This is a genomic window from Nocardia macrotermitis, assembly GCF_009604405.1.
Classification (GTDB): Bacteria; Actinomycetota; Actinomycetes; order Mycobacteriales; family Mycobacteriaceae; genus Nocardia; species Nocardia macrotermitis.
In genome coordinates this window covers 145858-171999 of sequence record NZ_WEGK01000003.1, presented here as the reverse complement: position 1 = coordinate 171999, position 26142 = coordinate 145858, and the positions used below count along the sequence as shown (strand labels likewise).

The following is a 26142-nucleotide window of genomic DNA, read 5'->3' as shown; positions in this document are numbered from 1 at the left end:
GGCGATACACCCCACGTGAGCATCATGACATTACCTCTGGTACCGGCCGAACGGAGCGCCGCGGTCCGGCAACTCGTCGCCATCTTCGGCTCGGTGAACGATCTGATCGCCATCCTCGACGAGAACCCGCTCGATCCGGCCCTCGCCCGCGCCCGCGTCACCCGGGACATGATCGGCGAACTCGTCACCGATCTGGCCGGAACCGGTATGCGCAAGTCCGCCTGATCCCGGGCAACCGCTCGACAATCCAGACAAATATCCCTTTTCGGACATTCAACACCTACGCGCACCCGAGTGCACACACCTCTCCGCCACAACGATCAGGTCTTTCACAAAATTCGGTGGCGAATTATTGGACTGACGCGTAGGTATGCCTTACCTTTGCAATGTGAACTGGGCTGAGGCTGTACCGAACCTGCTGATCTGCCTTCGGGAAGGTCTCGAGGCCGGTCTCGTCGTAACCATCCTACTGGCCGCCGTGCGCAAGGCCGCGACCGCGGAACGTCCCGTCTCCACCGCACCGATCTGGCTGGGCCTGCTCGGCGCGATCTCGGTGGCGGGCAGCTTCGCGGCGGTGCTCACCTATTCGACCAGCGTGCTGTCCAGTTCGGCGCAGCAGGCGGTCGGCGGCGTGCTGAGCATCCTGGCCGTGATCATGGTGACGGCGATGATCTTCTGGATGCGACGCACCGCGCGGACGTTGTCCAAACAGCTGCGCGGCGAGGTCGTGCGCGCCGCGGCGCTGGGCGCGGGCGCACTCGCGCTGACGGCGTTCCTGGCGGTCGGTCGCGAGGGCCTGGAGACCACGCTGTTCGTCTGGACCGCGGTCAAGGCGTCCGGTGCAACGGTCGCCCCGCTGATCGGCGCGGCGCTCGGCCTGATCATCGCGATCGCGTTGTGCTGGTTGCTGTATCGGCAGAGCGTGCGGTTCAACCTCGGAGTGTTCTTCAATCGGACCGCGGTGCTGCTGATCGTCATCGCGGCCGGTGTGCTCGCCTACGGTCTCGGCGATCTCCAGGACGCGGGCTGGCTGCCCGGCACCAACTGGATCGCCTTCGACATCACCGCGCACGCGGACCCGAACTCCTGGTGGGTCGCGTTCATCTCCGGCATCACCGAGCTCACGCCGAAGATGCGGGTGCTCCAGGTCGTCGCGTGGGTGGCGTACCTGGTGGTGGTGATTCCGTTGTTCGTCCGGGCGGGCCGCCCGGCCCCGGCAGCGGCCGAAACCGCCTCCGCCACAACCGAAGCCGTGGACGAGGAGCCGAAGCCGGACTGGTGGGAGCGTTTCGCCGGACCGCGCCTGGCGCTGGTCGCGACGGCGCTGGTGGTGATTCCGGTAGCCGCGGCGGGCATCGCGATCGCGCTGCTGCCCTCCAGCAGCAGCGGTTCGATCCAGGCCGTGACCATCACCGACAGTTCGTGCGCCTCGGACTGGAAGTCCGGTAAGTCCGGCACCCAGACCTTCGCCATCCAGAACAAGACGAGCAAGGCGGGCGAGATCAACCTGCTCGACGCGGGTGGCTCGATCGTCGGCGAGATCGAGACCATCGGCCCGGCCACCACCGCGGACATGACCGCGACGCTGGGCAACGGCAGCTACATCATCACCTGCCTGATGTCCGGCAAACCGAAGGCCACCTCACCGACGGTGCAGGTCAGCGGCGCGTCCGGGAGCACCCCGCCCGCGGTCAAACCGGTCACCGCCGACGATCTGACCCCGGCCAACAACGCCTACCAGGCCTACGCGGACCAGGTGCTGACCAGGCTCGCGGCCGCGGTAACCGCGATCGGCAACGACGTGCGGGCGAACAACATCCCTGCCGCACAAGCGGATTGGCTCAACGCGCAGATGGAATGGGAACGGGTCGGCGCGTCCTACAACAGCTTCGGCGATGCGGGCACCGCCGTGGACGGGCTGCCCAACGGCCGGCCCGACGGCCCCGCCGACGCCGGATTCACCGGCCTGCACCGGATCGAATACGGCCTGTGGCACGACCAGGGCCCCGATCAGCTGCTGCCCGCGCTCGACCGGCTCGGCGGCGACATCGCCGCGATCCAGAAGAATCTGAGCAGCGACGATCTGGCGGGCGACCCCACGAATCTGCCGATCCGCGCGCACGAGATCCTCGAGGACGCGCTGCGCGATCACCTGTTCGGCATCGACGATCAGGGCTCGGGTGCGGCCTACCCGCTGACCGACGCCGATATCGACGTCACCCGCGCGGTACTCGACGAACTCGGCCCCCTGCTGGACGCCCGCGATCCCGGCCTGCGCACCGAACTGTCCGCCCACCTGGACACCCTGCACACCGCCCTGCTGGCCACCCAGGACAACGGTCGGTGGCGCGCGCCCGCGCAGACCCCCGACGCGCAGCGCCAGGCCGTGCGGGCCGCACTCGGCGCCGCGCTGGAAGATCTCGCCCGGGTGCCACGGTTGCTCGAAGTTCCCATCGCGCACTGAGATTCGGCTCGCGCACCGAGCTTCGGCCCCACCACCCACCCCCGACACAGTAAGTAGGAACTCACGATGGATGTCAGTCGCCGCCGATTCTTCTCGGGCGCTGTCGCGGGTGCGGCCGGGACCGCGCTGACCGCCGGGGTACTCGCCGAGGGCGCTCGCGTCGACGCCGCCACGGCCGACAACGGGCAGGGCGCGACGGCGTCGTCGTATCCGTTCCACGGCGCCCATCAGGCCGGAATCCTGACCCCGGGGCCCGCCCAGAAGCAGAACGCCGCCTGCTTCGCCGCATTCGATGTCACCGCCGCGAACCGGACCGAGCTCACCGAGCTGTTCAAGACGTTGACCGGCCGCGCGCGCTTTCTGACCGCCGGTGGCGCCGCGCCGGATCTCGGTGTGGGACAACCACCTTCGGACAGTGCGGTGCTGGGCAACGACATTCCCGCCGACGGCCTGACCGTCACCACCGGCGTCGGCGCGAGCCTGTTCGACGACCGGTTCGGGCTGGCGAAACTCAAGCCCGCCAAGCTGACTCCGATGCGCATCTTCCCCAACGACGCCCCCGAGGCGGCGTGGACGCACGGCGATCTGATGGTGCAGCTGTGCGCGAACCATCCCGACACCATCCACCACACCATCCGCGACATCACCCGCCAGACCCGCGGCGCACTCCAATTGCGTTGGAAGATCGAGGGTTACAACTCCCCGCCGCGTCCTTCGGGCACCGGCCGAAACCTGATGGGGTTCAAGGACGGCACCGCGAATCCGACCGGTTCGACCGCCGAATCGCTGATCTGGACCGACGGCGCCGACGAACCCGCCTGGACGCGCGGCGGCACCTATCACGTGGTCCGGCTGATCCGCATGCTGGTGGAGTTCTGGGACCGCGTCTCGATCACCGAGCAGGAGAACATGTTCGGCCGCCGCCGCGATTCGGGCGCACCCCTGGACGGCAACCAGGAATTCGACACCCCGAACTACGCGGCCGACCCCAAGGGATCGGTCATCCCGATGGATTCCCATATCCGCCTTGCGAATCCGCGCACCAACGAGACCGCGCGCGAGCAGCTGATCCGCCGCTCCTACAACTACGACCTCGGCGTGGACCCCAACGGCAACCTCGCGTCCGGCCACATCTTCTCCTGCTACCAGCAGGACGTGAAGCGCCAGTTCGAAGCCATCCAGACCCGCCTGATCGACGAGCCCCTCACCGACTACGTCCAGCCCTTCGGCGGCGGCTACTTCTTCGCCCTGCCCGGCGTCGCGGACGAGAAAGACTGGTACGGCCGCGGCCTGCTCGCCTGACCTGCGAAACCACTGGATCTGCTCAGCGCACGCCGTCGCCCACCAGTAGATACACCTCCTGGCGATCTCCTCGACCATCGTGCGATCGGCCCTCGCTCGGACATCCCGAATCGATCCGGGAACGCACCGCGCTATATTTGCTGATGGTGGTGCTCAGCGCGACCACGCTGCACTTCCGAGGCGGTTCGTGGACCTTACGCGGCACCGCCCAGCCGCTCTGAGGCAACCGTTCGGAGAATCAGTCCATGTGCTCGATCTGCCGGATCTTGTTCATCGCGTCCAGGGCCGCGACCTTGTAGGACTCGGCGAGGGTCGGGTAGTTGAACACGGCGTCGACCAGGTAGTCGACGGTGCCGCCGCAGCCCATGACAGCCTGACCGATGTGTACGAGTTCAGTTGCGCCGGTACCGAATACGTGCACACCGAGGATCTCGCGGGTCTCGCTGCACACCAGCAGTTTGAGCACACCGTAGGAGTCACCGATGATCTGGCCGCGAGCCAGTTCACGGTAGCGCGACACACCCACCTCGTACGGTTTGCGGGCCGCGGTCAACTCGTCCTCGGTCTGGCCGATGAAACTGATCTCGGGAATCGTGTAGATGCCGATCGGCTGCAGCGAGGACAACGTCTGCACCGGTTCACCACACGCGTGATGCGCGGCCAACCGCCCCTGCTCCATCGAGGTCGCGGCCAGCGCCGGGAACCCGATGACGTCGCCGACCGCGTAGATGTTCGGCACCTCGGTCCGGAAGTACTCGTCCACCGCGACCCGCCCGCGCTTGTCCGCGCTCAACCCGGCCTTCTCCAGCCGCAGGCTCGCGGTCATACCCTGCCGCCCGGCCGAATACATCACCACCTCGGCGGGAATTCGCTTGCCGCTCTCCATGATCGCGATCGCGCCGCGCGGATGCCGCTCGACCGCCGCGACGGTCTCCCGGAACCGGAAGGTCACCGCGAGATCGCGTAGGTGGTACTTGAGCGCCTCCACCACCTCGATATCGCAGAAGTCCAGCATCCGATCGCGCGACTCCACCACGGTCACCTTGCATCCGAGCGCGGCGAACATGGACGCGTACTCGATCCCGATGACGCCCGCGCCGACCACGATCATCGACTGCGGCACCCGCTCGAGCTGGAGAATTCCGTCCGAATCGATGATGGTCTTCCCGTCGAAATCGACCGTATCGGGCCGCGCGGGCTGGGTGCCGGTGGCGATGACGATGTTCTCGGCGGTCACCCGGGTCTCCTGACCGGTGCCGTCCATCACCTCGACCGTGTGCTCGTCCAGGAACGCCCCCATCCCAGGCAGCACCGTGACGTGGTTGCGGGACAACTGATTCCGGATCACGTCGACCTCGCGGCCGATCACGTGCTGCGCGCGGGAGAGCAGATCGGTGACGGTGATGTCCTCCTTCACCCGATAACTCTGCCCGTACATCTCGCGCTGGCTCAGGCCGGTCAGATACAGCACCGCCTCGCGTAGAGTCTTGGACGGGATGGTGCCGGTGTTGATGCACACCCCGCCGATCATGTCCCGCCGTTCCACCACGGCGGCTCGCCTACCCAGTTTCGCCGTGGCGATCGCCGCCTTCTGACCGCCGGGACCTGATCCGAGAACGAGAACGTCGTAGTCGTACATGCGGCAAGTCTGACAGCGAAAAGTTAAATCCACGGGTGTAATAACCGGGCCGATCCTGGGAAATATGTTTCACAATCGGGCGCACGGCTACCCGAAGGGGAACGTCGACACAGCCGTCGGCGTCGATGATCGGGTTTCACGACTGGCCCACGCAATCGAAGACCGGCCGCGACCGCGGCCGCCCGTCCCGACAGCGGAAGGATCCAGACACATGCTCATGCTCACCCCCACAGCCATCGAAGCGGTTCGCATCATCACCACCGGTGACGGTAAGCCCGCCGACGCGGGCCTGCGGATCTTCTCGGCGACCGAGAACGCGCAATCCCTGCAACTCGCGATCGCCGAGGCCCCCGCGGAGCAGGATCAGGTGCTCAGCGCCGACGGCTCCCGCATCTTCCTGGACGAGAAGGCCGCCGCCTTCCTGGACGACAAGATCCTGGACACCAGCGTCGACGCCGACGGCCAGAGCACGTTCGTCGTCGCACCCCAGGGGCCGAACCAGCCGGACCAAGCCGCACCGCAGGGCTGACCTCCGGCCGGATCGGCCTGTCCCGCACCATCTTTCGGATGCCGATCCGGCCGCGGAGGATCCGGCGGCTACCCGGATTCGCCGAGCCAGGCCAGGGCCGCAACGGTCAGAGCCTTGACGCCGACATCCAGGGTCGGTTGCAGCACCGGCGCGAAGAACGGGCTGTGGTTCACCGGAATATCCTGGGCCACAGCGCCTTTCGCTTCGGCTTCGGCATAGCGCCGCGGATCCACACCACCGAATCCCCAGTAGGTGTAGGGAACTCCGAACGCCCGGGGCAGATCGCTCATATCCTCACTGGCGGTTTGCAGTTCGATGGTGTGCGCGTCCGCGCCGAAGTACTCCGCGAACGCCGCCGCCACCTGTCGCGTCGGCGCCTCGTCGTTGATCGTCGGCGGGAACGCCGCGATGCGCTCGAATTCGGGCTCTTTCGGCGATCGGGAAGCGGTGGCCTCGGCGCGGACGATCCGGTCGACCGCGTCGAGCACCCGGGTGCGGGTCGCGTCGTCGTAGGTGCGGATGTTGATCTGCAACTCGGCCCGGTCGGGAATGACGTTCGGCCCGGTCCCGGAGGTGATGCTGCCGACGGTCAGCACCGCCGGAGTGGTGGCCGCGAGCTCCCGCGAAACGACCGTCTGCAAGCGGACCACGGTCATCGCGGCCATCACCACCGGATCGATCGCGGCCTGCGGAGCCGACCCGTGCGCACCCTGCCCGTGCAGCGTGATCCGCAGGCTGTCGGCGGCGGACAGGAACGATCCGGCACGGGTCCCGACATATCCGGCCGGATACGGCAGAACATGTTGCGCGAGAACGACATCCGGCTTGGGGCACTTGTCGGTCAATCCGTCCCGGACCATGGCGGTGGCACCGTCGCCGTTCTCCTCACACGGTTGGAACAGCACCACCAGCGTCCCGCCCCAGGCATCGGTAGCACCCGCCATCAGCCGCGCGAAACCCACCATCGCCGCAACGTGCACGTCATGTCCGCACGCGTGCATCACCCCGTCGGTCTCCGACGCGTACGGCAGCCCGGTCCGCTCGGTCACCGGCAGCGCGTCCATATCCGCCCGCAGCATCACCGTCGGTCCCGCGCCGTTGCGCAGCACACCGATCAGCCCGGTCCCGCCGATCCCCTCGGTGACCGCGTATCCCGCCGCCCGCAGCGCACCCGCGGCTTTCCCCGCCGTGCGATGCTCCCGGAAACCGAGTTCGGGATGTCTGTGCAGGTCCCGGTAGAAATCCTCGACCTGATCGCGGATCGCGTCGAGACCGTTCAGCACCGTCGCACTACTGGTCATGATCGATGTCCTTTCCCACGGGCGGATTCGAAGGTCGAACGTCATCTCGATCCATTGCACACCAGGCTGTTCGGCAGTCCGAATCCGGACATCCGAGTCCGCGCGTCATCCACCACAACCAACGCCGTCTGTCCGCCCCTGACCCCGCTCCGCGATCATCGCTGCAACCTGGCGACAGGACCGCAGAGTACGAAATCATGCGTGTACCTTCGCATCCGGCCCGCGCGCAGTGGGCCGAAGCGCGTGCGGACTCGGCCGGAGCGCTGTCCGCCGGTTGCGTAACCGTCTCGTACCGGCCGGTACACATCGAACGATGCCCGTGCCCAGTCGGACAGGCGACCGAAAAGGCGGACTGTCGCAATCGGATCCGGGAATCGCCGATCCGCACTCGAACGTTTGCTGACTAGTGACTAATTCTCGAACTTCAGGTATGTTCTGAAGGGTGGCGGATGCTAGAGAGTTGCTCACCTATCAGGTGACGATCTCCCGGCCCGACAACTACGGCGAGACGTGGTGGCGGGTCGGCAATGCGGGCAGCCCCGCGCAGGCCGCCGCGGCCCTCACCGAACTGGCCGTCCGCTGCGCTCTGGAACCCCTCTCCCCCACAGCCCGCTGCTGGTTCGTCTGCGACGTCCGTTTCGCCGATGATGTGCAGGTCGACTACTTTGTCGGCTCTATCGGAACGACCCATCTGGGCGATCAACTCCGGGGTGCGGCAGCTCGTATCCGCGAGGTGACCGATGCGAAATCCGGGGTCACCCACCCGACGCTTCCACCGCGCGGTTCACACTGATCGATCCCGCGCGCAGCGGCGTCCAGCGAATACATATTCGATTCACAGCTAACTTTTAGCAATATTTACGCGGCTCGCACACTCGACGTTCACCGCACCGACCGAGACGACCCGTCTCGCACCGGCTTGCCGCGCACCCCGCACCCGTGTTCGGATGATCCATGCGATCTCGATGGTTGCGCACGATCACGTTGCTGATCGTGCTGGGGGTTGGGATGGTCGGCGTCGCGTGGTTCACCATGGTGGTGCTGCCCGGCTGGGTAGTCGGCACGGACGCGGACCATATGACCGCGACCGCCCGGCAGAGCGCGAAGAGCGCCGTTCAGGACAACTCGATCAAACTGCTGGGCGGCCTCGGCACGCTGTTGGTGGCCGGATTCGGCATCGATCGGCTCTTCCTGGACCGGGACAAGCAGCGCATCGAACAGGACAAGCAGCGGCTCGACAACGACAAACATATGACCGGCCAATTCAACGATGCCACAACACATCTGGCCGCCACGGAACCGAACGAGCGGGCCAACGGCGTGCGCACGCTGTTCCGGCTCATGGTCGCCTCACCGACCGACCACATGCTCGTGGTCGCCGCGCTGTGTGACATGTTGCGGCACTGCGCGATTGCGGGTCCGCCGGATCGGCGGCGGCTGCCCGCGGATCTGACCGCAGCGGTCACCGCGCTCCGAGACCGGCCGCAACGTCCGGAATCGCAACCGCTGGATCTGATCGGGGTGCAGTTGCCCGGCTCGGACTGGCGTGGGGCGCAGCTGCGCGGGGCACATTTCGCCGAGCCCGGCCGCATCAGCGAGCTACCAGGAGGGAAATCAGCTGGTGGCGGTGTCGCGGCCGGGTTGTCCGGCGGGAATTCGGTGTACGGCGTCGGTGCGGTGCCATCGACTGGGGTGTACTCGCCGCATCGCATCGGCGCAGCCAGGCCCGGCGTCGGTACGGCCGGGTTGATGGGTACGAATCCGGTCGGCGACGGCGGTACAGCCACCTCGGCGGGCACGAGTCCCGTCGAGGAAAACAATGTGGCAACGTTGTCCGGCGCGGATTTCACCGGCGCCGACCTGAGTGAGACCCATTGCACCGGAGTCGATTTCACGCGCGCTGTATTTCGTGACGCGAATCTGTCCGGTGCCGATCTCGCCGACGCGAATCTCGGTGCGGCCGATCTCGTCGGCGCGAATGCCACGGACGCGCACTTCGTCAATGCCCAGTTCGCGGATGCCGATCTGCGCGGTACCACTCTGCGCGGTGCCCAGTTGCGACGTGCCCGGTTACGCGGCGCCCGGTTCGGAACCGTTCCGGACGCACCGGATTCGGTCACCGACCTGACCGGCGCGAACCTGGACGAGGCTGTGCTGGAGGGTGTCGATCTGCGGGACGTACGCGGCCTCACCGATGCTGCGATCCGCACGGCGATCGTCGACGGAAATACGAAACTCCCCGCGGGCGTGCGTCATCCGCGCCTGAACGCGGCCGAGTGACCGGACGCCCAGCCGTCGCGCTCGCCGTGCACGATGGCTTCTACGGATGCGGAACGGGCGCGGGTTACGCCAACTTCGGCTTCCTGGACACGATGCTGTCCCTGCTGCCCGCCGGGGTCCATCTCGCGATCCTGCCGGTCCGACTGGCCCGCGGCGGTCCCGAACACCATCCGAGCTGGCACGCCCGGGTCCGCGAACTCCTGCGCGGACGGGACGTCTCGGTGCACCCGATCGACAACGGCACCGGCGGACTCGACCGCTGGGGCGGACTCGACAACTTCCGCACCTGCGGCGCCACTGCCGCCGAATGCCTTGTGCGCGAAGTCTTCCCACACCACAGCCCCATCCTCACCATCGCCTTCGACGTCCCGTTCTTCGGCCTCGGCGCACTACTCCCCGCGGACCCGCGCCGAGGTCTGATCATCGTCCCGCGCAGCAGCGGAGCGATCCACGACCCACGAGACACCACCCGCATCACATGGGAACGGGACATGCTGCACACCGGATCATCCGCAGGCGCGCGAATCGGCGTCATTTCCCCATATATGCGTAATCATCTCCGAACCGACTACGGAATCCCGAATTCCGCCCTGCTGGAATTCGCCGACGGATTGTGCGCACAGGACTGGAAACGCCTCACCGGCTCCCCCGGCGACGACATCGCACTACCCGAAGAATTCATCCTGACCATGGGCAGAGCTGAACCATACAAGGGATTCGAGGACCTACTCGACGCCATCGCAATACTCCACCAACGCCATTGCCCGACACCACATCTGATATTCGCCGCAACCACCGAAACCACCCACCCCACCGAATATCAGCAATACCTCACCACCCGAATCGAACAACTCGGCATCGACGCCACAGTGATCCACCGATTCACCCCCGCCGTCTCCCGAATCCTCACCCACCCCGGCATCCGCGCGGTGATAGTCCCCTCCCGCGCCGAACCATTCGGCCGCATCCCTATGGAGGCATTCGCCGCCGCTGCCGGCCCCGTGATCTCCACCACCGCACACGGCCTGTCCGGCCAGATCACCGACCGAGTGACCGGATTCACCTGCGCCCCAGCCGATCCCGACGGCCTGGCCGACGCACTCGCCCGCGCACTCACTCTCTCCCCTGCCGAACGGCGCACCATGATCGGCCGAGCCAGGACACACGCGCGACACCGCTACGACCACACTTCGGTCGTTCGCCAGGTGCTCGCCGAGACCGCACCCTGGCTCGTCCCCGCCGCGTGAGGGCATCGGATACGGTTAGCCGGTCGTACCCGTACCGATCGTCACCGCAGGGGGCTCCGTGCATGCCAAGCCGTCCGTCAAGGTCCCGATCGGCAAGCAGGCGCGGCACTGGAACACCATTGCGCCGCAACGGGTCGTGCTGGTCGTCGCACACCATGTCACCTCGATACTGCGTCTGATCGATATGCTCACCGTCTTCGATTCCGATCCGCGCGTGCAGGTGGTATTCAGCTGGAACGGTTCCGACCCTTTCGTCGACGGAATCGAGGAACGCCTGCACGCACTGGATGTCACGGTCATTCCGTGGCATCAGGCGATCGCCACCGAATTCGATCTGGTAATCGCCGCGAATCACGGTGGACTGAGCGAAATTTCGGAAGAATTGATCATTCTCCCGCACGGTGCCGGATATACTAAGAATTCCCCCGGAGAGCCGGAGAGCCGGAGAGCCGGAGAGCCGGAGAGCCGGAGAGCCGGAGAGCCGGAGAGCCGGAGAGCCGGAGAGCCGGAGAGCCGGAGAGCCGGAGAGCCGGAGAGCCGGAGAGCCGGTCGGTGTTCGGATTGTCGCCGGAATGGTTGCTGTACAACGGGCGTCCCGTCGCGTCGGCACTCGTACTCGCGCACGAAGCGGAATTGGCGCGCTTGGCCACGCTCACCCCGGCGGCCGCACATATCGGCGTCGTCGCCGGTGATCCCGCCTACGACCGGATGCTCGCCAGCGCACACCTGCGCATGCACTACCGCGAGGCACTGCACGTCGCGCCCGCCCGGAAACTGATCACCGTCTGCACGACCTGGTCGCAACGCTCCCTCCTGGGCACCTGGCCGCAACTCTTCCGCGAACTCGCCGCGTGTCTCCCACGCGACGAGTACCGCATCGTCGGCGTGGTCCACCCGAACACCTGGCACGGCCACGGCGCCTGGCAGGTGAAATCCTGGCTCGCCGACGCCCGACGGGCCGGTCTGACACTCATCGGCCCGACCGAGGGCTGGCAGGCCGTGCTGCTGGCCTCCGATCTGATCGTCGGCGACTTCGGCGCGACGACGTGTTACGGTGCGGCAGTAGGCATTCCGACACTTCTGGCGGGATTCAGCGATGCCGATGTGGCACCGGATTCGGTCGGCGAACTCCTGGGCCGACTCGCGCCTCGCATCAACCGGTACGAGTCGCTGCGCACTCAACTCGACAAGGCTCTGGAAGACGACAGGGCCGCCGAAGACACGCGCTCGGAGAAGAACGCCCCGCCCCGCTACGCCCCGATCGCCGAGCTGATGAGTTCCTGCCCCGGCGAATCCATCGAACGACTCCGCGCATTGTGCTATCGCCATCTGAAATTACCTGTCCCCCAAGCGAAGCCCGTGACCGCGATCATCCCACCCGAACTCGTCGCGATCCCCACCCCGGACGTCCTCGCCGATCTCGTAGTCTGCACGACGACGAGCCGTGGCCGATACACCGTCTCCCGATACCCCGCAGCCATCGAAATCGACCGCAGCACAGCGGATTACCTGGACGACGCCTTCCTCGTAGTGCACGAGAACCATCCGCAGCAGGCGTTGCTGCGCGAATCACCCGTAGTCCTGGGAACCGCACCGGCGGCCGGACAATCTCTCGACGACATACTCACCGCAATCCTGCGACGGCTCCCCGCCGCACGAGTAGTCGCCGTGCCGGCCGACAACGAGACCATTATCGTACGCATCCGTGACGATCGGCGAATCATCTTGTCCGGCAACGATACCGGCCTCGCCGCAGCACTCGTGTACGAATGGCTGCTGACCGGCGGCGGCGAACTTCCACCGGAACTGATCGCCGATACCGGAGCCGATCGAGTCGTATTCTCATTGCGCGGATCCGCTCCGGCCTGATCGGCCGGGGCTCGACCGATAGCTAGGGTTCGACCGGCGGGTCGTCGTCGGTGTTCAACTGCGCATCGAGTTCGGCGGCACGCGCCAACCACACCCGGCCCAGCGCATCCCTGCCGAGTCGAATCAGCAACTCGCCCAACACTTCACAGCTGTCTGCCGCCCACGACGTGAGACCGCACTCGATCTCCTGATCGATCGCGAGGGTCAGCAGTTCCACCGCCTCCTCGGCATACGGCTCACCGGCGACGGCGAGTATCCGGCCGAGATTGGCGACGGACTTCGCCCTGTTGTGCAGTTCCTTGCCGTCGCGGAAATACTCCACCGCTCGACGGCCCGCGACGATCGCCTCCTCGATGCGCCCCACCGCGGCGAGCATCGGGCCGCCGTTCATATCGATCAGGCGCAACTCCCGCTCGCGCTGATCGGCCGGATAGTCCGGATCCGCGACGAACATCGCCGCCGCCGACAACGCCCGCAACGCCGCCTCCGGATCCCGAAGTCGCTGATGCACGAAGGACTCCCAGGTCGCGGCCTGAGCCAGCCCGAACAGCGCGTTCGCGCCGCGCAGCCGCCCGGCCAACGCACCGGCCCGGCGGAAATTCTCCAACGCCTCGGCATGCCTGCGTTTACCGAAGTAGGCCCGCCCCAACGCATTGTGCATCACCAGCAGCGGCACCGGTTCGTCGTTCGGCGCGGCCTTCGCCAGCCACTGCGCCGCGACCAGACCCGAACTGTGCACCTCGATCGCGTCGTCGAACAGGTCGCGCTGAAAGTAGAAGGTGATCAACGCTTCACAGAGCTGCCAGACCAGATCGTGCAGCCTCGTCTCCGCCGCGACCGCGACGATCCGGCGCAGATTCGCCCGTTCCCGTTCGAGATCGACCTCGGCGCGCTCGTACGCCTCATCGCCCGAGTACGCGGGTTCGAGAACCCCGGAGAACAAGGGGCCGAAGCGAACTCGATCACTCAGCACGAGCTCGCGCGACACGGCGAATTCCAGATAGGACTCGACCATCCGGACCAGCGCCCGATGCACATCGGCGGCATGCAGGTCGGCGAGCAGGGCCCGCGTGTATTCGGCTGTCAGGCTGTGGATTTCGAAACGCCCACCGGGCAACTCGGCCAGCAGGCACCAGTCGACCAGTACCGACAGATCGGCCGCGACGGCATCGGCCCGCCCCGGCCCGGCCAACGCCTCCGGAACATGCGCGCCGAATTGCAGTCCGGGATGCACACCCAGCAGCTGGTACAGGCTCGCCGCACCCGGCGGCAACCGCAGGTACGCCTCGTTGAACAGGTGCACCAGCCGCTGCTCGCCCTCGATCGTGAACTCGGCCAGCAGCGATCGGGCCGAATTCAACGCGCGGACATAGGCTGCCGCGTCGCCACGGTAATGCGTCCGCAGCCGGGCCCGAGCGATATTCAGCGCATAGGGCAGACGACCACAGCGATCGACCAGCTCGCGCAACGAAACATCTTGGGCACGAATGGTTTCCGGGCTCATCCGGGCGGTGAGGAGTTCGAGCGCGTACTCCGGGCCGAACACCTCCACCGGCACGACTTCGTAGTCGTAGTAGGCGAATCCGTCGGTGCGCCGCCGGCTGGTCGCGACCACCACGGCGGTCGCCGATCCGGGCAGCAACTGCTGAACCTGCTCCGCGTTCTCGACATCATCGAGCAGCAGCAGCGTGGGGCGGCTGGTCAGCTCCCGGAACCTCGCCTGCATCTGCTCCAAGGTCTGCGGCATCTGCTTGACGCCGAGTGCATTCAGGCAGATCTGCAATACCTCCTCGGGCGATCGAGCATGCGCCGCGGCACCCAGCCCGACCATCAGCACGACCTCGAATTCCGAGCTCTCCGGCGCGTAGAACTCCTGCGCCACACGCACTGCGAGCGCGGTCTTCCCCACGCCCGACATGCCGCTGAAGACCAATACCGCCCGATTGCCGACCGCCCTCGCGGAACGAATCGCCGTCACCGCGGCGGCGCGCTCGTCCTCCCGATCCACGAAGATCACAGGTGGGTGCCGCAACAGATCCAGAACCCTCTGCTCACCCATCGGGAGCAACCCCCTGCCTCGTGTGTGCCGTGCCGAGGACATTACCTCGACGGGTATCGAACGGGGAAGTACGCCACGGCACCCCCGGGAATACACCGAGGAGACAGCGGCAAACCGATCCGCGACACTTGGCGTAGTATCGAAAATACTTGCCGCACTGAGTGATACAGGACACACGCCCGGCTCGGCGACGTTCACAGCCACAGTTCGCAATCACCCCGGCAATGTGTAACCCGGAGGCAACCGAGGGGCAACTGATCGGTCGAACGGGGCTCATACGGTACCAACCGTCAGGTACTCACAGTCGAGTGCTCCTTACCGATTCGCCCAGGTCGGATGCTTGTCCGGCCCGGTTTTCCAGCAGATTCTCCGAAGAGGGCAAGAGGAATGCGCGAATACATCCTGGATATCGCCAGGGAACTCCGAAGCACCCGATCCGACTCCACCATCGACGAGATCGCCGCCACCGCGGGACTGGACTCGTCGCATATCCACGATTACTTCCGCGGTATGAACGACGTGCGTGACGCGCTCTCCGCCGGTATCCCCGTCGCAGCCGGGGCGGTCGCGCTGTGAGTCTCATGTCCGCGGGCGCCACCCGACTACGATTGTCCCCCAACAGTTTCCGACGATCACGCAACACCCTCGCCCGGGTCGGCGACGCCCGCGAGGCCAGCTACCGCACCGCCGCACAGGATTGCGTCCAGGTCGCGGGCCCCGGCCCGGAATGGTCGAACAAGCCGCCGGTGGTGGCCTCGTACGCGGTCATCCGGCTGTGCGAGGAACTGTGCATGGTCGCACTCCTGGAAACCATGCCCGAGGGCTTCTGCTCCCTCGGCACCCGCCAACACCTCGGTCACCTCGGCCCGATCGCGGTCGGCTCGGAGATCACCATCACCGCCCGCTGTGTCCGGGCCCGCGGCCGCTTCAGCAGTTGGCAAGTGACAGTGCGTGATTCACACGAGACGGTCGGCGAGGGCCGGATGGATTTCGTCGCCGTCCACCGCCCCCACTACGAGGCCCGCCGCCTCGCCCCCAAACACGCCGCCCTGGCCGCCTCCTCCTGAATTCCCCAGTCGCGCAGGTAAAGTCGGAGGGCCTGCGACACCTGCGAAGCCTCCCCCTGCGCCGATTGCAGAGGGAGGCTTCGTCATCGGTTCAGGGAACTTCGTCGACAGCCCTGTAGTCCGGCGGAAAACCGCCACCCACCCGACGACTTCACGCGGCAGCCGAAAATTTGCCGGGACACCCACGCCACGTCCCCAACGCCCCGCACCGATGACATGTCCACGAGCCCCTCCCGTACGCTCTGAACGTGTCAGCCGAGCGGAAACCGATTCGATCAGAGGTGCGCAACCAAGCCGCATCCAACGACGTTCGGCAACCAAATCCCCTGGCAGACGGTATAATTAACGAGCCGGAAGCCGGAAGCCGGAAGCCGGAAGCCGGAAGCCGGAAGCCGGAAGCCGGAAGCCGGAAGCCGGAAGCCGGAAGCCGGAAGCCGGAAGCCGGAAGCCGGAAGCCGGAAGCCGGAAGCCGGAAGCCGGAAGCCGGAAGCCGGAAGCCGGAAGCCGCGCTCGATGATCCCCGGGCCGGGCGTTCCGCTCGAGGAGCGTCTGCGTGACTGGCTGACCGTCCCGTTCGACAAACGGGTCCTCGTCGTCGCCAGAACCGTCACCGCGCTGAATCGCCTCCTGGACATCGTGTCACTGATCCAGACCGACCGGCGCGTGCAGATCGTCTTCACCACCGACCCCGCCGGCCGCGCGGTCTTCCGACGCGGCGTGAACGAGATGCTCACCGCCATGGAAGTCGCGGTGGTCACCTGGGAACACGCCACCGCGGTCGAATTCCATCTGATCGTCGCCGCCAGCGAGAACGACCGCCTACACCTGCTACGAGGCCCGAAACTCCTTGTCGCCCATGGCTTCGGTCACCAGAAGTACTACCCGAACGGACAGGTCGTCGCCGGCATGAACCCGGCGCGGCTGCTGCGCGACGGTCGATTGATACCCACCGTCATCGGCATATCCCATCCCGCGCAGAAGGCCGAGCTGGCGATCACCTGCCCACCGGCCGCCGAACACGCCACCGTCATCGGCGATCCCGCATTGGACCGCATGCTGGCCAGTCACCATCACGGCCCCGCCTACCGTCGGGCATTCGGAGCTTCCGGCCGCACCGTCGTGCTGCTCGCGTCGACGTGGGGGAAAGACTCCCTGTTCAGGCGTTGGCCCGAGCTACCGGAAGCCACCGCGACCGCATTGTCCGTCGACCGTCATCGGCTGCTGCTGGTACTGCATCCCGGCGTGCGGGCGACGCATTCGCAGTGGCAGGTCGAAGCGTGGCTCACCCGTGCCCGGGAAGCGGGCCTGGTGCTGGTCGATCAACGACATTGGCAGGCCGCGCTCGTCGCGAGCGACGCGGTGATCGCGGACCAGTCCTCCCTGGCCCTGTACGCGGCAGCACTGCGAAAACCGTTGCTGCTCACCCCGGGTGAGGCCGAGCACACGGTGGTGGGCTCACCGCTCGATCAATTGGCCGCGTCGACGGACCGCCTGCAACCCCACGAGCCCCTCGGCCCGCAGATCGCCGCGCTCGCCGCCACCGAGCCGCCCGCGGACCGGGCGAAGATCATCGCGGCCGGCGTCAGCGAGGTCAGCTCCTCGGCGAAGGTACTGCGCGACACGCTCCACGAGCTGCTGAACCTGGCCGCCCGCGCCCCGGACGCCAACTATCCGCCCGCACCGAAACCCGCCCCACAGCCGATCTCCTGGACGACCCTCGTGGCATCGGCCACCGAACACGACGGCGCACTGCGAATCCACCGGGTCCCCGCGCTTCGGTACGGAATTCCATTCGACGACAATGACTTTCGCCATCTCATCGCGGACCTGGACACCGCGTCGATAGCGGAGGTGTCCGCGGCGAGAATCATCGTCTGCACCGATACCGACGAACGCGAGTTCGCCGCAACAGCACCCGCACTACTCACCGAATGGTCGCATGCACGGCTGGTCGTGATGCGAAACAGTTTGGGAGAGTGCGTTGTTCATCACGCCGAAGGCCGGGTGATCGCCAGCGCACAGGAGCCGCCCATCGGATTCGATCCAACCGTCCTCGCCTCGATGGTCTACATCCGGCTTCTTCGGCGCCAGCCACCGACCGGCACCGGACGCCTCACTCTCGGTGATCACACCTTCACAGTCCGAGTGGTGGCCGGTTGAGTTTCGCGAAGAACTCCTTCGATCTCGGATGCCCTTGCGCCACATAGTATTGCGCGATGGTCGCCCACAGCTCCCGGGCACCCTGGATGTTGTTCTCCAGATATTCGATCTCCCCCATCAGATCGTCCAACTCGATCCGGTACTGAGCAGCCCCAGCAGTCTGCACCAACGCGTACGCCTCGCCGATATTGCGCCGGGCATCGGACGAATTACCCAGCGCCACAGCATATCTGGCCCACACGGTAAATACCCGGGAGGCATTACGAGGACCGTCCGCACAATCGAGCGCCTCCCGCAGCAACGCGTCGACCCCCTCGAACAACCCGGCCTTGACCAGGGCATTGGCCAACATCCTGGCGTGCAGCCCCCGCGCCCGGCGAGCACCGTCGCGACGTCGGTCGATCTCCAGTGCGCGAACGTATGCCGCGATCGCGGGCCGCCAATCCGGTGTTGCCGCGCTACCGGACTCCTCCTCGGCGAGCCGACCGGTGAATTCCCAGATCGAAGCCGTCAGCGCGAGATCCGCGACCCGATCGGCGATCTCCCGCGCGCGGTCCAGCGCCGAGCGGGCATGATCGAAGTGGTGCAGCAAGGTCGCCATCCGCCCACACAGCGCGTGCTGACGAGCCAACAGGCGCAACTCTCCCCGACGTTGCGCGGCCTGCACTCCCCGCTCGAATACCGTGAGGCACAACCCATATTGGCCATGATGCAGCGACAGCACCTCGAATCCCCCGCACAGCTGCCCCACTTCGTCGTCGTACCCGTGCAAGTAGGCGTACTCGACCAGTTCGACGAGCACCTCGGCCTCGGCGGCCAGCCACTCGATCGGAGTCTCGTTGTCCGGCCACGGTCTCACCTGCAGCATGCGGTAGTAACGCATGCGTCGTCCGCCGGCGAGATCGGCCGCGACCGCGCGAGCGGCGAAATACTTCAGCAATCGCTCCATCGCCGCCGGACCACCCTCCGGCATACCGAGTTCGACCGCGAATCGCCGTACCGCCCAGCTCATCCGGTACCGACCACGGGCTGCGGCCTCGACCAGGCCGAGCTCGCGAAGTTCATCGACGACACCGTCGGCCGACCGCCCGAGCAACTCCTTCGCCGTCTCCGCGGTGAACTGCCCACCAGGATGTAATGCCAAGAGCCGGAAGGACTCTCGCATCTCGGAAGTCACCTCTGCCAGCTGCCCGGACATCACCGCGCCGAGCATGCGATCGGTTCGCTCGATGCCCATCTCTTCGAGCTGATTCATCAGCCCCGCAACCGGATTCGGCTGGTGCGCCCGCCGGGACAGCAGCCTGCCCAACAGCTTGATCGCGGACGGCCGACGATCGAATCGTTCCAGCAACTGGTCGGCCACGTCCAGCTCGGCCGCGACGACCGACCGGGAGGACCAGACGGCGAGCATCTCGCGCGCCCCGTCCCACTCGAGTCCGGGCAGCTCGATCCAGTGCGGGATGCACAGTTGCAGATCCCCGGTCAGGCGGCGAGTTGTCGCCAGCACCAACGCTTTCGGCCACGGCTCGATGAGTGCGTCGAACTCGTCCGCGCCGAGGATGTTCTCCACGACCAGCAGCAGGCGACGGGTGGACAGCGCGCTCCGATACTGGTTCGCGAATCCCGGACCGTCCGCGACGATGTCCTCGATTCCCAACTGACGCAGGACATGTCGCTTGGCGTCGGCGAGGCGCGGGATATCGCCCGCACGGAAATCGTTGAGATCCACCGAGACTCGATGATGCAGCGGAAACCGGTCCTGATAATCGGCCGCGAGTCGCTGTACCAGTGCGGTCTTACCTGATCCGGGCGGTCCGGCATACCCGAAGACCCCGTATTCCGGCAGCCCGCCGCGCAGATCGTCGCGATCGCAGAACGGATCCGGCGGCACGAAGGCGGGACGCACCTCCGGATCCGGCACCAGCGGATCCACATCCGCCACCGCATCGGCCAACTGCCGGAAGAACTCCGGATCCTCCTGCGCGCACCGGACGACGAACGCATTCCACTCGTCCAGCGTCGGAACGGTCGAGGTCATGGCGTCGTCGGTCGCGCGGTGCGCGATCTTCGTCCGAAGCAACTGCGACAGCTTGCCCGCACCCTTGATCCCGGCCCCGGCCAGGCTCGCGGTGATCGCCTTGGCGATCTCCCCGGTCACGACTTCGGCTAACGCCGCCATATGCGCCCCTCCGGTAGTCCCCACACCACCGCACCACGCTAGCACCGAAACCACTGCCCGACCGGCGCGCACGGGGTTCCGCCACGGAATTCGGCACCGGCCCGCAGCATCGAGACCTTCGCGTGGGATACCGGCGGCAATCTGCCGATCAAGACCCAACTATCCGATGCCCGAGCACGTCGGGAGCGATGCCGATCCCGACGCGGAAATCATCGACTAGCGGCGACATTCGTAATCCCTTATCCACCAAGACATCCCGAGAGTCTCGAAACGTTCCACATGCTCCGAGACCCCGAACGGATCACCCCGCGTCAATTTTTCCAATCCCTAGTTGTATAAATAACGTATGCGGAGTTCCGCACCCACCGACCCGGACAAACCACGACCGGCCCGCCCCCACGGCCGTCGCGGCGATGTGCTGTCCGCACTGCGTGATTCACGCGAACCGCTGAGCATTCTCGATCTGGCCGCGCGGCTGGGGGTGCATGCGAATACCGTGCGGTTCCACCTCGATGCGCTGGTATCGGCCGGTCGGGCCGAGCAGGTCACGCCGGAACGCACCGGTCCGGGGCGGCCCGCACAGTTGTTCCGGGTCCGTCCGGGGATGGATCCGGCGGGGCCGCGCAACTACCGGGTGCTCGCGCAGATCCTGCTCACCGAACTCGAAACCGCCGCTGATCCGGGCGCGCACGCCATCCGGGCCGGGCAGGTGTGGGGTCGCCGGATGACGTCGCCGGACACGGCGCGATCCGCGACCGACGCCCTGCTGCACGCGCTGCACGATCTCGGTTTCGATCCCCAACCCGACGCTGCGGACCGGAATCGAATCATGTTGCGGCACTGCCCATTTCTGGACCTGGTCGAGGAACGCCCGGCACTGGTCTGCGCGGTGCACCTGGGCCTGATGCGCGGCGTGCTGGACGCGCGGCACGCACCGGTCACCGTCGACCGACTCGAGGCATTCGCCCGGCCGGATCTGTGCCTGGCGCATCTCACCCCCACCGACGGGCAGCAGTCCGCCGCCGAACAGACAGGACACACCCCATGAGTTCCGCCCAGGCCGTCGTCACCGCCATCCTGTTCGTCTGGCTCGGCATGGTGCTGGCGATCTCGTTCCTGGAGGCGCCGTTGAAATTCCGCGCACCCCAGGTGACGCTGCCGATCGGACTCGGCATCGGCCGCATGGTGTTTCGCGCGCTCAACACCGTCGAGGTCGTCTTCGCCGTGGTCACGGTGGTGGCGATGCTGTTCACATCGTTCCGCGGGGTATCGGTAGCGGTGGTGATCGCGGTGCTGATGCTCGCGGGCCAGCTCCTGTTCGTCCGCCCCGGCTTGACCCGCCGCAGCAACGCCGTCCTCGCCGGGGAAGACGCGCCCCGCTCGAACGCCCACTACGCGTACATCGCTCTCGAGGTGATCAAGACCCTCGCCCTGCTGATCGGTGGCATCCTCGCCCTCATCGACGCCGTCGTCTGACCGGGTCGGCGGATTCGGAGCGTGCCACCTAAGCTGAGGCTTCGTACATCCGGCGAACGGGGGAACCTGAGATGAGCATCGATCCCGGCTACGGCCCGCAACCGCCGATCCCGGTGCCGCAGCGCAGGAGATACCTCGCCGTCGTGATTCCCGTCGTGGTGGTGTTGGTGCTCGCCCTCGCGGTCGGGGTGGGGCTACTGGCACGTGGTGCGTTCGCGAAACAGATCGCGGGAACCGCCGTCGCGGCGGCCGGGACGTCATCGGTCGAACACATGCAGGCCGACGGCTCGGTCCGGATCGGTGACGCGCACGCCAAGGTGACCGTCCGGGTCGTCATGGATCTCCAGTGCCCCTACTGCAAGATGTTCGAAGCCAACAACGGAACGACGCTCGAGAAGGCGGTAACCGACCACACCGCCGCGGTCGAGTACAGCGTCATCACCTTCCTCGACCGCGCCAGCACCACCCAGTACTCCTCCCGCGCCGGAAACGCCTCGTTCTGTGTCGCGAACGCGGGCCTCGGGTACTACCAGAAGTGGCTGTCCGCGATGTTCACCCAACAGCCCGAAGAGGGCAGCGAGGGCCTCACCGACGCCCAGCTGATCCAGATCGCGAAGACCGCCGGTTATACGGAAGATGCTGTGGCGCAATGCATCACCAAACGCAGCTATGACACCTACCTGCGCACGAAGACCAAGGAGGTGCTGGCCAGTGGCGTCAACTCGACGCCTACCGTCACCGTCAACGGTAAGCAGGTCACCGACAGCACCGCGCTCATGACCCTGGGCGGTCTCGCCCCGCTCATTGCCGCTGGCTGAGGTCATCACCGGCCGATCGCGACGTGCACCAGGTACGCCGCGGACGCCAACGCGAGGATCAGATACAGACCGGGGAAGGCGACGTTGTAGAACACCCGCGCTCTGAGGTGGGCAACAATCGCGCCGACGAAGAACAGCACCAGCCCGATCCCAGCCGCCACGCCGACCCACGGCAACCAGACCAACCCGGCGACGAGCCCGACCGCACCCGCGAGTTTCAACGTCGCGAGATAGGGCAACGCTCCCTCGGGGACGTGCACTTCGGCGGAATTCTTCAGCACGACCCCGGCCCGCGCGTAGTCGGCGAGGGCGATGGACGCGTTCGCCACGACGCACACGATCGTAGCCACCAACAGCGCGATCATGCGTCGACTCCGCCCCGAACCGAGCACGGCACGACCACGTAATATCTTTGCGGCAGAATCACTTCCGGAATCGATGACACCCGGCCGCCGATCGGATCGATGATCGGCCCATGGGAATCGATCGGTATCGCCCCGAACGAGGTCCGGACCGTCTGTACGCTCATCAGCAGGTTACTTCCTCGAGTAATGGTGAACTTCGGAACCGAGATTGCTGGTCTCATCCATCCCGACGTCCCACACCTCGGAAAGGTGACACCCGGTGCTGACGGCTGTGGAATTCGAAGCGGCCCGCCCGCAACTGACCGCGCTGGCATTCCGGCTGCTCGGCTCGGTGCACGACGCCGAGGACGCCGTCCAGACCACCTGGATCAAGGCGTCCACCGCCGACACCACGCAGCTCCGCAACCCGGCGGCCTGGCTGACGACGGTGCTCACCCACATCTGCCTCGACCACCTCCGCACCCGGGATCGCCGCCGCGAGGAACCCCTGCTCGCGGACATGATCCCCGCCGAATCCCTGGCCGCGGACGAACGATATCTGCGGCGCGAGAACATCTCCCGAGCCCTGATGGTGGTCCTGGACCGCCTGACCCCACCCCAACGCGTCGCCTACGTCCTGCACGACCTGTTCGACGTCCCGTTCCGCGAGGTGGCGCGGACCCTCGCCACCACCACCGACAATGCGAAGAAACACGCCAGCCGGGCCCGTAGGCGAATCGACCGAACCGGCCCCGCGCCGACGACCACCGACGAGCAGGCCGCGATCGTCGACGCATTCCTCGACGCGGCCGCCGGTGGCGACATCGATCGCATGATCACCCTGATGACCGAGGACTGCGTACGCACCGCCGACCCCGCCCTCGTCCCGCCCGGCACGCCGCCCACGGTCACCGGCGCCCGCGCGGTCGCCGAGGAGACCAGACTGTTCGCCGACCGGATCCGCGTCACCGCGGCAATGCTGATCGACGGCCGCCGTACCCACGTCATCGCCCCCGGCGGTCACTTACTCGCGATTGTCGACGTCGTCGTTCGAGATGGCCTTGTCAGCCGCATCGAAATCGTTCGCCCCCAACCGATTCGGACGTGATCGGACACTCGCTGCCCCGGCTGACCGCGATCGCACCGATCACGTGCGGTACCACCGAGTACAGGAACCCATGAACGCGAGACCATCGTGGACACGACGCTGGGCGGATCACCGAGCATGGCATATCCCGCGACTCAGCCGAACGCGACCGCGAGATCCGCTGCCCGCCCGGTCAATTCACCCCCGGCTACCGCCTGCTCGATCGGCAGCATGCCCGAGGCCAGACCCAGCACAATGGCGGGATCGCCACGAAATACGGTGTCGGGCACGGTATCTCCGCAGAGCTCGACGCGGGCGCCCGTCCGCCCGACGTGCACGCTGACGATCACGTCGTCGACAGCCAGACCGACCGTGACGGATTCGTCGAATCGCTTGTCCCGCAACAGCGAATCCACCGCGACCACCAGCCAATGCCCCTGGAAGGCATCGCCCTGCGGGCCCGTGATCATCAGCGGGCTACTCCAATTCACCAGAGCGGCAACGGTATCGCGTAATTCGTGACCCCAGGGCGTGAGCATGTAGGCGACGCCGTTGCTCTCGGTGTCGAGCGTGCGCTCGACGACGCCCGCCTCCTCCAACTCCCGCAGCCGCTGAGCCAGCAGATTGGTCGCGATACCGGGCAGTCCGGCCTGCAACTGGCCGTAGCGAGCCGGTCCGACCAGCAGTTCACGCACGATGAGCAGGCTCCAGCGCCCACCGACCACGTCCAGCGCCCGCGCCAGGCCGCAGTATTGCCCGTAGGACCGTTTGGACGCCGAGCCGTCCGTACTTGACTTTCTCATACTCACTTGAGTGTATGCCCCGCACAGAACCCATTGCACGTGCCGTTATACAGCGGTACATTACTCATGTGCATAAAGAGGCCGGTGTTGCCACAACCTCCTGGTGGCGACGAGTCAGCGACGAGGTCGAGACGGTCGGCGTGGCCCCGGTGCCCGACGACCAGCGAACCGCAACTGCCGGAAAGCTTTTCATCACCTGGGCGATGACCGCGGCCTCGGCGATGACACCGCTGATCGGCGCGATTCTCTACCCCTACGGCCTCTGGTACACGATCGCCGCGATGGCGGTCAGCTGGCTGGTCTTCCTCGTCCCGTGCGGCCTGTTCTCCGAAATGGGCCGCGAACTGCCACTGACCGCGCTGGTGGTGGCCCGTCGCACCTACGGCCGGTCGGCGACATTCCTGCTCTCGACCCTGTTCTCCTTCGTCAACATGGCCTTCTTCGGACTCAATGCCGCGGGTGGAGCCCATATCCTCGCCGCCCTGACACACACCGCCGCGGCGCCCTGGTACTGGATCATCGGCGGATCGAACGTGCTGCTGGTGCTGTTCGGGTTCAAATGGCTCGAATACTTCTATCGCTACACCGCGGTGCTGTTCCTGGTCTGCTACGGCGCGCTGACCGTCTATCTGGCAACACACCATTCGCTACACGTCCCGGCGCAGACCACGCAAATGCAGTGGGGCACAGCGATTTCGGTGATCGGCGGCTTCTGCATCCTGTCCTGGACCTACAAGACCTCCACGGTCTCCCGATTCTGTCTCCCGGCCGACCGAACTCCCAAGCGCCGCTGGTACTTTCTCGCCCCCAGCCTGGGCATCATGCTGCCGAATCTGGCCATGGGTGTCATGGGCGCGTACTCGAAGGAGGCGACCGGTGACTGGAACATCGCCGTCGCCGGTGCGCACATTCCGGGGTGGGGCGCGGTGGCGGCGCTGGGTGTGGCGCTGGCGATCATGCACATCAACGCCATGAACCTCTACCCCGCGACCGTCGATATCCTGGTGTCCCTCAACACCATTCGCACCCCGCGCAACTGGGAACAGCCCATCGCGACGATCACCCTGGGCATTCTCGGCGTCCTGCTCGCCCAGGCCGGAATCCTCTCGCACGCCGAAACTTTCGTCACCGATGCCGGAGAACTGCTGGGCCCCTTCACTTTCGTCCTGATCGTCGACTGGCTCTGGGGCCTACGCGACAAACACGACATCGACAGCTATTTCCGCCCCGCCCGCACCACCGCCGAGCGATGGCACCTGCCTGCCCTGTGCTGTTTCCTGGCAGGTTTCGTCATCAGCTTCTACGGCACCCACTTCCTGCCCGCGGCCTTCTACCACGCCGTCCCGCTGAGCCTGGCCGGTTCCCTCGTCGCAGCCTTGAGCTACGCGGCCGTCCTGTTCGTACGGCGTCGCCGCTCGACCGACGACCCCCGCACCGTCGTCATCGAAACCGCCACCACCCCAGTGCACAACGCCTGAACCTCAGGCGGTCACCGAAGCCTTTCGTCATACGAAATAC

Annotated in this window: 22 protein-coding genes; 16 read left to right on the top strand and 6 right to left on the bottom strand. The window is 66.3% G+C overall.

The annotated features are described in order from the left end of the window. Nucleotides 1–24: 24 nt before the first annotated feature. The 3 genes from NRB20_RS07965 (at nt 25) to efeB (ending at nt 3766) form a co-directional block, all read left to right on the top strand. Nucleotides 25–225, top strand: a complete 201-nt coding sequence (locus NRB20_RS07965) for a hypothetical protein (RefSeq protein WP_153409086.1) — start codon at nt 25–27, stop codon at nt 223–225. 163 nt (nt 226–388) lie between these two features. Next, nucleotides 389–2464 (top strand): iron uptake transporter permease EfeU, encoded by a 2076-nt coding sequence (gene efeU, locus NRB20_RS07960; RefSeq protein ID WP_319944610.1) that lies wholly within the window; start codon nt 389–391, stop codon nt 2462–2464. A 66-nt stretch (nt 2465–2530) separates the two neighbouring features. Then, complete coding sequence (gene efeB, locus NRB20_RS07955) at nt 2531–3766, top strand: iron uptake transporter deferrochelatase/peroxidase subunit (RefSeq protein WP_153409082.1); 1236 nt, start codon at nt 2531–2533, stop codon at nt 3764–3766. A 238-nt stretch (nt 3767–4004) separates the two neighbouring features. Here efeB and sthA read toward each other — a convergent pair whose 3' ends face one another. Beyond that, entirely contained in the window at nt 4005–5405 is a 1401-nt protein-coding gene (gene sthA / locus NRB20_RS07950) for a Si-specific NAD(P)(+) transhydrogenase (RefSeq protein ID WP_153409080.1), read from the bottom strand. A 211-nt stretch (nt 5406–5616) separates the two neighbouring features. Here sthA and NRB20_RS07945 point away from each other — a divergent pair, with 211 nt between their 5' ends. Then, nucleotides 5617–5934 carry a hypothetical protein gene (locus NRB20_RS07945; RefSeq protein WP_153409078.1) on the top strand — a complete coding sequence of 106 codons (318 nt, stop codon included), beginning with the start codon at nt 5617–5619 and terminating at the stop codon, nt 5932–5934. A 68-nt stretch (nt 5935–6002) separates the two neighbouring features. Here the strand turns inward: NRB20_RS07945 and NRB20_RS07940 are convergent, their stop codons facing one another. Then, nucleotides 6003–7235 carry an amidohydrolase gene (locus NRB20_RS07940; protein WP_227833330.1) on the bottom strand — a complete coding sequence of 411 codons (1233 nt, stop codon included), beginning with the start codon at nt 7233–7235 and terminating at the stop codon, nt 6003–6005. A gap of 442 nt (nt 7236–7677) precedes the next feature. Between NRB20_RS07940 and NRB20_RS07935 the strand changes: the two genes are divergently transcribed. The 4 genes from NRB20_RS07935 to NRB20_RS07920 all read left to right on the top strand — a co-directional run bounded on the left by NRB20_RS07935 (nt 7678) and on the right by NRB20_RS07920 (nt 12631). Further along, entirely contained in the window at nt 7678–8028 is a 351-nt protein-coding gene (locus NRB20_RS07935; RefSeq protein WP_153409074.1) for a hypothetical protein, read from the top strand. Nucleotides 8029–8189: 161 nt separating this feature from the next. Then, nucleotides 8190–9515: a pentapeptide repeat-containing protein gene (locus NRB20_RS07930; RefSeq protein ID WP_153409072.1), complete on the top strand. Its 1326-nt coding sequence runs from the start codon at nt 8190–8192 to the stop codon at nt 9513–9515. Beyond that, on the top strand, nt 9512–10762 hold the full coding sequence (locus tag NRB20_RS39245) for a glycosyltransferase family 4 protein (protein ID WP_153409070.1): 1251 nt from the start codon (nt 9512–9514) through the stop codon (nt 10760–10762). Before NRB20_RS07930 ends, NRB20_RS39245 begins: the two co-directional genes overlap by 4 nt. Before the next feature lie 552 nt (nt 10763–11314). After that, a complete protein-coding gene (locus tag NRB20_RS07920) occupies nt 11315–12631 on the top strand; it encodes a hypothetical protein (protein WP_153409068.1) in 1317 nt (438 codons plus the stop codon). A gap of 22 nt (nt 12632–12653) precedes the next feature. Here the strand turns inward: NRB20_RS07920 and NRB20_RS07915 are convergent, their stop codons facing one another. Beyond that, nucleotides 12654–14690: an NB-ARC domain-containing protein gene (locus NRB20_RS07915; protein WP_194289759.1), complete on the bottom strand. Its 2037-nt coding sequence runs from the start codon at nt 14688–14690 to the stop codon at nt 12654–12656. A 387-nt stretch (nt 14691–15077) separates the two neighbouring features. Between NRB20_RS07915 and NRB20_RS07910 the strand changes: the two genes are divergently transcribed. From NRB20_RS07910 to NRB20_RS07900, 3 genes are all read left to right on the top strand, one after another. Further along, on the top strand, nt 15078–15266 hold the full coding sequence (locus NRB20_RS07910; RefSeq protein ID WP_153409064.1) for a TetR family transcriptional regulator: 189 nt from the start codon (nt 15078–15080) through the stop codon (nt 15264–15266). 5 nt (nt 15267–15271) lie between these two features. Then, a complete protein-coding gene (locus tag NRB20_RS07905; protein ID WP_227833360.1) occupies nt 15272–15757 on the top strand; it encodes a thioesterase family protein in 486 nt (161 codons plus the stop codon). Between the two features lie 513 nt (nt 15758–16270). Then, complete coding sequence (locus NRB20_RS07900) at nt 16271–17917, top strand: hypothetical protein (protein WP_153409061.1); 1647 nt, start codon at nt 16271–16273, stop codon at nt 17915–17917. Here the strand turns inward: NRB20_RS07900 and NRB20_RS07895 are convergent. Beyond that, nucleotides 17892–20096, bottom strand: a complete 2205-nt coding sequence (locus NRB20_RS07895; protein WP_153409059.1) for an NB-ARC domain-containing protein — start codon at nt 20094–20096, stop codon at nt 17892–17894. The two genes, NRB20_RS07900 and NRB20_RS07895, sit on opposite strands and share 26 nt — an antisense overlap. Before the next feature lie 346 nt (nt 20097–20442). Between NRB20_RS07895 and NRB20_RS07890 the strand changes: the two genes are divergently transcribed. The 3 genes from NRB20_RS07890 (at nt 20443) to NRB20_RS07880 (ending at nt 22390) form a co-directional block, all read left to right on the top strand. Then, nucleotides 20443–21144, top strand: coding sequence for a helix-turn-helix transcriptional regulator (locus tag NRB20_RS07890; RefSeq protein ID WP_153409056.1), 702 nt, complete (start codon nt 20443–20445; stop codon nt 21142–21144). Then, entirely contained in the window at nt 21141–21572 is a 432-nt protein-coding gene (locus NRB20_RS07885; protein ID WP_153409055.1) for a hypothetical protein, read from the top strand. The genes NRB20_RS07890 and NRB20_RS07885 overlap by 4 nt, the downstream gene beginning before the upstream one ends. Before the next feature lie 71 nt (nt 21573–21643). After that, the gene (locus tag NRB20_RS07880; RefSeq protein WP_153409053.1) at nt 21644–22390 is read left to right on the top strand and encodes a DsbA family protein; all 747 of its coding nucleotides are present in this window, start codon (nt 21644–21646) and stop codon (nt 22388–22390) included. Between the two features lie 5 nt (nt 22391–22395). Here the strand turns inward: NRB20_RS07880 and NRB20_RS07875 are convergent, their stop codons facing one another. Continuing rightward, on the bottom strand, nt 22396–22755 hold the full coding sequence (locus NRB20_RS07875) for a DoxX family protein (RefSeq protein WP_153409051.1): 360 nt from the start codon (nt 22753–22755) through the stop codon (nt 22396–22398). A 259-nt stretch (nt 22756–23014) separates the two neighbouring features. Here NRB20_RS07875 and NRB20_RS07870 point away from each other — a divergent pair, with 259 nt between their 5' ends. Beyond that, nucleotides 23015–23842, top strand: a complete 828-nt coding sequence (locus tag NRB20_RS07870; RefSeq protein WP_319944609.1) for a sigma-70 family RNA polymerase sigma factor — start codon at nt 23015–23017, stop codon at nt 23840–23842. 134 nt (nt 23843–23976) lie between these two features. Here the strand turns inward: NRB20_RS07870 and NRB20_RS07865 are convergent, their stop codons facing one another. Then, nucleotides 23977–24624 carry a winged helix-turn-helix transcriptional regulator gene (locus NRB20_RS07865; RefSeq protein ID WP_153409049.1) on the bottom strand — a complete coding sequence of 216 codons (648 nt, stop codon included), beginning with the start codon at nt 24622–24624 and terminating at the stop codon, nt 23977–23979. Between the two features lie 68 nt (nt 24625–24692). On the opposite strand from NRB20_RS07865, the gene NRB20_RS07860 reads away from it, so the two are divergent. Next, nucleotides 24693–26102 carry a purine-cytosine permease family protein gene (locus NRB20_RS07860; RefSeq protein WP_194289758.1) on the top strand — a complete coding sequence of 470 codons (1410 nt, stop codon included), beginning with the start codon at nt 24693–24695 and terminating at the stop codon, nt 26100–26102. Nucleotides 26103–26142 lie beyond the last annotated feature (40 nt).

What these genes read in the sequence shown, in the direction of transcription:
- NRB20_RS07965 (WP_153409086.1), top strand. Translation starts at nt 25, where the DNA reads ATGACATTACCTCTGGTACCGGCCGAACGGAGCGCCGCGGTCCGGCAA.
- NRB20_RS07930 (WP_153409072.1), top strand. Translation starts at nt 8,190, where the DNA reads ATGCGATCTCGATGGTTGCGCACGATCACGTTGCTGATCGTGCTGGGG.
- NRB20_RS07895 (WP_153409059.1), bottom strand. Translation starts at nt 20,096, where the DNA reads ATGGCGGCGTTAGCCGAAGTCGTGACCGGGGAGATCGCCAAGGCGATC.
- NRB20_RS07945 (WP_153409078.1), top strand. Translation starts at nt 5,617, where the DNA reads ATGCTCATGCTCACCCCCACAGCCATCGAAGCGGTTCGCATCATCACC.
- NRB20_RS07915 (WP_194289759.1), bottom strand. Translation starts at nt 14,690, where the DNA reads ATGGGTGAGCAGAGGGTTCTGGATCTGTTGCGGCACCCACCTGTGATC.
- efeB (WP_153409082.1), top strand. Translation starts at nt 2,531, where the DNA reads ATGGATGTCAGTCGCCGCCGATTCTTCTCGGGCGCTGTCGCGGGTGCG.
- NRB20_RS07905 (WP_227833360.1), top strand. Translation starts at nt 15,272, where the DNA reads ATGTCCGCGGGCGCCACCCGACTACGATTGTCCCCCAACAGTTTCCGA.
- NRB20_RS07875 (WP_153409051.1), bottom strand. Translation starts at nt 22,755, where the DNA reads ATGATCGCGCTGTTGGTGGCTACGATCGTGTGCGTCGTGGCGAACGCG.
- NRB20_RS07900 (WP_153409061.1), top strand. Translation starts at nt 16,271, where the DNA reads ATGATCCCCGGGCCGGGCGTTCCGCTCGAGGAGCGTCTGCGTGACTGG.
- sthA (WP_153409080.1), bottom strand. Translation starts at nt 5,405, where the DNA reads ATGTACGACTACGACGTTCTCGTTCTCGGATCAGGTCCCGGCGGTCAG.
- NRB20_RS07940 (WP_227833330.1), bottom strand. Translation starts at nt 7,235, where the DNA reads ATGACCAGTAGTGCGACGGTGCTGAACGGTCTCGACGCGATCCGCGAT.
- NRB20_RS07910 (WP_153409064.1), top strand. Translation starts at nt 15,078, where the DNA reads ATGCGCGAATACATCCTGGATATCGCCAGGGAACTCCGAAGCACCCGA.
- NRB20_RS07880 (WP_153409053.1), top strand. Translation starts at nt 21,644, where the DNA reads ATGAGCATCGATCCCGGCTACGGCCCGCAACCGCCGATCCCGGTGCCG.
- NRB20_RS07885 (WP_153409055.1), top strand. Translation starts at nt 21,141, where the DNA reads ATGAGTTCCGCCCAGGCCGTCGTCACCGCCATCCTGTTCGTCTGGCTC.
- NRB20_RS07865 (WP_153409049.1), bottom strand. Translation starts at nt 24,624, where the DNA reads ATGAGAAAGTCAAGTACGGACGGCTCGGCGTCCAAACGGTCCTACGGG.
- NRB20_RS07890 (WP_153409056.1), top strand. Translation starts at nt 20,443, where the DNA reads ATGCGGAGTTCCGCACCCACCGACCCGGACAAACCACGACCGGCCCGC.